This window comes from Streptomyces sp. NPDC047000 (assembly GCF_040644295.1).
In the GTDB taxonomy this organism is placed as follows: Bacteria; Actinomycetota; Actinomycetes; order Streptomycetales; family Streptomycetaceae; genus Streptomyces.
Window position 1 is genome coordinate 1 of the sequence record NZ_JBEYWE010000068.1, and the last position, 4,366, is coordinate 4,366.

The 4,366-nt window shown below is 70.9% G+C and carries 1 protein-coding gene and 1 pseudogene; one reads left to right on the plus strand and one right to left on the minus strand.

What is annotated here, in order from left to right; genetic code table 11:
- Window positions 1-175 precede the first annotated feature (175 nt).
- Window positions 176-2,806 carry an MXAN_6230/SCO0854 family RING domain-containing protein gene (locus tag ABZ862_RS38285; RefSeq protein ID WP_360969194.1) on the minus strand — a complete coding sequence of 877 codons (2,631 nt, stop codon included), beginning with the start codon at window positions 2,804-2,806 and terminating at the stop codon, window positions 176-178.
- A gap of 322 nt (window positions 2,807-3,128) precedes the next feature.
- Here ABZ862_RS38285 and ABZ862_RS38290 point away from each other — a divergent pair.
- Window positions 3,129-3,602, plus strand: a pseudogene (locus tag ABZ862_RS38290) (IS5 family transposase); the annotation flags it as partial.
- Window positions 3,603-4,366 lie beyond the last annotated feature (764 nt).

Genomic DNA, 4,366 nt, shown 5'->3' on the forward strand with positions numbered 1-4,366 from the left:
TGGGCACACGCCCCCTCACCCCAGCCATGCCCGCTCCCGCAGCTCAACGCCATGATCACCAGCGCTTACATGCCCGCGAACTGTCGAACTCGGGTCATCCGGCATGTCCGTACCGAGACCGCTTAGAGGAGAGGGCACTGCGGTCCTGCTGGTGTTGGTGCAGCTACCAGCCGCGTTATGACGGCGGCAGTGCGCGGGCCGGCGCGGAGGTGCTGCTGAGCTCGGCGACCAGATCCCCGGCGGTCACGCGGACCAGGGTTTTTGAGGTGTCCCCGGGGCCGGGGAACAGTTGGTAGAAGGTGCCCGAGGCCCGCGTGGGCCCGACGGTCCCATGTACCGTCGCAAGGAACACTCGTGTGCCGGAAGCGAGTTCGGCCGCCGCCGCGTCGGGGTCCGGGTGCAGGAGCCGCTCCTCGGTCTCCTCCATGGAAGACACCCGGGCGGCGAACGCGGCTGCGTCCTCGTCCGGCCGCCGCCGATACTGCAGCAGTGCGGGCTCCGGCTCCCGGCACACCACGGCCACCTCGGGGGAGCGTGCCGCGGCCCGCCATACCGGGAGGTCCCAAAGGGTGGTCCGACTGCCGGAGCCGAACTGCTCCCACAGGTCCCGGGCCACGGTTGCCAGCCCGGCGCCGCCGTGCGAGCGGACGCTCTGGAAGCCGTCCGTGGACGGCAGATGGGTGTCCGTCCACAGCATCCGGCGCCGGCCCAGGTCCACGACCATCGGCAGGCACACCTGCGAATCGCCCGCCAGGTCGAAGCGCTGGCGGACCGTGCGCGGGTCGTAGGAGGCATCCCGCGGGCCCTGTGCAGGCAGCGCCATGAAACCCGCGAAGGCGTCCTGCAACTCCTCGAACGGCACGTTGTTGTAGCTGAAGACCAGCGGGACGGCATAAACGTCCCCCCGTTCCGCCAGCCGCTCCAGGTCCAGGTCCACGTACTCGGTGGCGCCCCGCGGCGCCGGGGCAGAGGTGAGGTCGCCGGAGTGGACCGCGGCCTCCGCGCCGTGCACCAGGCTCGTGTAGTCGCACAGGCCGGTGAATTTCCACTCGGCGTCGAAGAACGCGACCGACAGGTCCAGGTCGGTGCGGTTGCCCTGTGGTTCGGTCCAGTGCAGGAACAGCCGCAGCACCGCGCCCTCGGGCAGCGTCTGCATACTGCCCCTGGGCACCGTCACCAGGGCCTTCGCGGTGGACCGCTCGGTGAACGGCACGGTGAGGTCGGCCAGGCCCGCGTCCAGCACCGACAGCGCGTACGGCTCCCCGGCGGCGGCGAACCGGTGCAGCAGCTCGGCCTGCAGCAGCGTGACCGCCGCTGTGACCAGCTCGGCGGGCAGTGGAGCCCGCCGCTCCGGAACGGACAGGGCCCGGGTGACTTCGCCGCGTGGGAAGAACACCCGGCGGCGGCCGGTGCGGTCCTCGGCGCGGACCCGCAGCGCCCCGAGCGCCGACAGCAGCGGCCCCGGCCCCACCTTCGGCAGCCCGCGCAGCAGGGCCTTCTCCAGTTCCGGCTCGAGGTCGTCGGAGGTGTGCAGGCGCAGCAGCAGGTCCAGACGGCGCACCAGTTCGCCGGGGCGTTCTCCGGCGAGGACCGCGGCCCGGCCCGCATCGCCCTCGGCCACCGCCTGTTCCAGTCGTCCGGCCCAGGTGGCCGGGCGGATCCGGACACCGTCCACGCGGACGGCGTCCGGGTGTGCGGCGGCCGTCTCCAGCAGGGCGGCGCCGAAGGCGGTGCCGGGGTCCACCGGGGTCCCGCGCAGCACGGCGAAGGCGAGGGCGGCGCGCGGATGCCGGGCGTGCCGTTCGAAGGGGTGCAGGACCTCTGCGGCCCGCTTCCATGCCGTGGGGTGCCGCAGCACGTCCTCCACCAGGTACGGCATTGGCAAGCCGTCGAGGACCGCGAGGAGCTCACGGCGCAGCGGGCGCGGCAGGCTGGTGAAGCGCGACGGCGTCACCAGCCCGGCGTCGCCGCCGGAGAGCACGGCGAGCAGCCGCAACACGTCGGTGGCGGTGGTGAGCCGCTCGGTCAGCAGCTTCCGTACCGGGAGGCCGTCCGGCGCCTCGCCTACCAGCGCGCCCAGCACCATCGCCTTGGTCTCCCGGACCGGGATCTCCTCCGGCAGCAGGCCCTGGCTGACCGGAGTGAGCGGCAGCAGCGTGAGCAGGTCGTCGCGGTCTTGCGGGGAGAGAGGAGTGCGACGGGCCAGCAGGGAATCCACCACGGTGGTGGCGTCGGCGGCCCGGTCGGTGCCCAGGCGCAGCAGCCGCAGCGGGCCGGGCACTGGTGCCTTGGCGGCGCCGACGGCACGCACCGGCCGCAGGAAGGGGTCATCCGCGTCGATCCGGCGGTGGCAGACCGGGCAGCCCGCATAGTCGGATCTGTCCCAGCACAGCCGGCACACCAGGTGTGCGCAGGGCGAGACGGGGAACACCGTGCGCGCCTCGCCGCACAGCACGCAGGGTTGGTCCGGCTGCTGCAGCAGGAAGGCGAAGACCCGGTCCACGTACAGTGCCTCGGTGTCCCGGGGCACGGTGCGCGGGAAGCGGCGGAAGAGCGGGATGTGGGTGCGGTTGGAGCCGAGCAGGTCATCGGCCAGCCCGACCAGCCGGGCGTGCGCGGCCGCCAGCTCCTCGGGGGCCAGAGAGCCGAGCGCCGCGTGCAGCGCGGGGGAGAGAACGTGACCGCGGCCGAGTAGCTCGGCCTCGAGCCGACGCAGTGCCGGTCCTGTTCCGCCGCCGGACGCGGGCGCCCTGTCCACGTACACGCTCTGGATACGGCGCAGCAGTACGGACTCGGCAGCGAGCAACAGGGGATTCCCCTCCACGACGACCCGGGACAGAAGAACGGGGACGGAGAGTGGGCGCGCTGAGTCTTTTCGGAAGGTGAGAAGGATGCGCGCCGGGGAGCCGCCCCCGTTGCCCCTGATCCCATCACAACCCCTCGCGAGCGCCAAACGAATTAACGGCGGGGTGCCACAAGAGCGTCCACCAGGGCCGTACAGCACACACCGGCTGAACTACGCACCGCACCGGGTGCGCACCCGGTCCCGCGCTCTTGGAGCGCGCAAAAAAGGGGATCTCCAGAAGGAGTCTCCCGGAGGCGTCGACACCGAGCCCGACGACCACGGCCTCGGGCGCTCGCGTGGCGGGCTGACCACCAAGCTCCACTTGGCGGTCGAGCAGGGACAGAAGCCGCTGCCCCTGCTCGTCACCGCTGGTCAGCGGCACGACAGTCCCCAGTCCCAGCCGGTTCTCGCCGGCATTCGGGTACCGCGGATCGGACCCGGCCGTCCGCGCACGAAGCCGGACAGGGTCCGCGCGGACAAGGCGTACGGGTCCCGCGCGAACCGCGTCTACCTGCGTCGACGCGGCGTGAAGTGCACCATCCCGGAGAAGGCGGACCAGATCCGCAACCGCCGGAAGCTCGGCACCCGAGGCGGCCGCCCGCCCAAGTTCGACAAGGACGACTACAAGCAGCGACACGCCGTCGAGTGCGGGATCAACCGGCTCAAGCGCCACCGTGCGGTCGCCACGAGGTACGACAAACTCGCCGTCCAATACCACGCGACTGTGCTGGTCGCAGCCATCAACGAGTGGCTATGACCAGCACCTTCGCAACAGACCCTGTCTACGCCAAGCTCGGTCTCCGGTCCCGCAGCGAGCTGGCCGCCCGATTCCGCGAGCCGCCGGAGAGCGCGTCGCCGTGACACCGGGCTCCGTCTTCGCATGGATCTTCTGGGCAGCCACGAAGCGGCCGCGCTACGGCCTGTTGCGCATGTTCGTCCGGGGAGGGCGCCCCACCCTGCTTTACACGGTGGCGTCCGAATCTTGAGCGGGAACGCGTAGGTGCCTACTGGATCCCTGTCCGTGGTAACGCGAACCGGGCCCGAGATCTGATCCACTACGTCGATTCCGCCCCTGCCAGCAATCGTGGGCATGGCGGGTAACAGCGTGGTGCGGGTGTGTCCAGCGAGTGGCCCTGGCTCACATTCGGTGGTAACCGTGTGTCACGCCCGCCCCGGCCCTGACAGCGCAGTTCACGGACGGGTGCTGTCGCCGTATCCGGAACGGGAACGCAGCCTGACAACCCTGTATATGCCCCGTCGACCTGAGCCTCTTGCCGTCAGTAACCATTGCCACAGTGCGTTACCACCGAATGTGGGCCAGAGTCTTGATTAGACCCCCCACCCACCTTGCACCGTGCGGCCAGGGCTGACTTTCTCAGGCCCCAGCCGTTCCCCGCACTCACCCGGGGGCGCGATCCGCAGCAAGGGCCCGCGTTCGACATAATTCGGCGGGCTGGAGGGGCGAATCTGAGCTTTGACCTGGGCAGATATGGGTGGGACCGCCTGGAGGGCGTTTCTCTA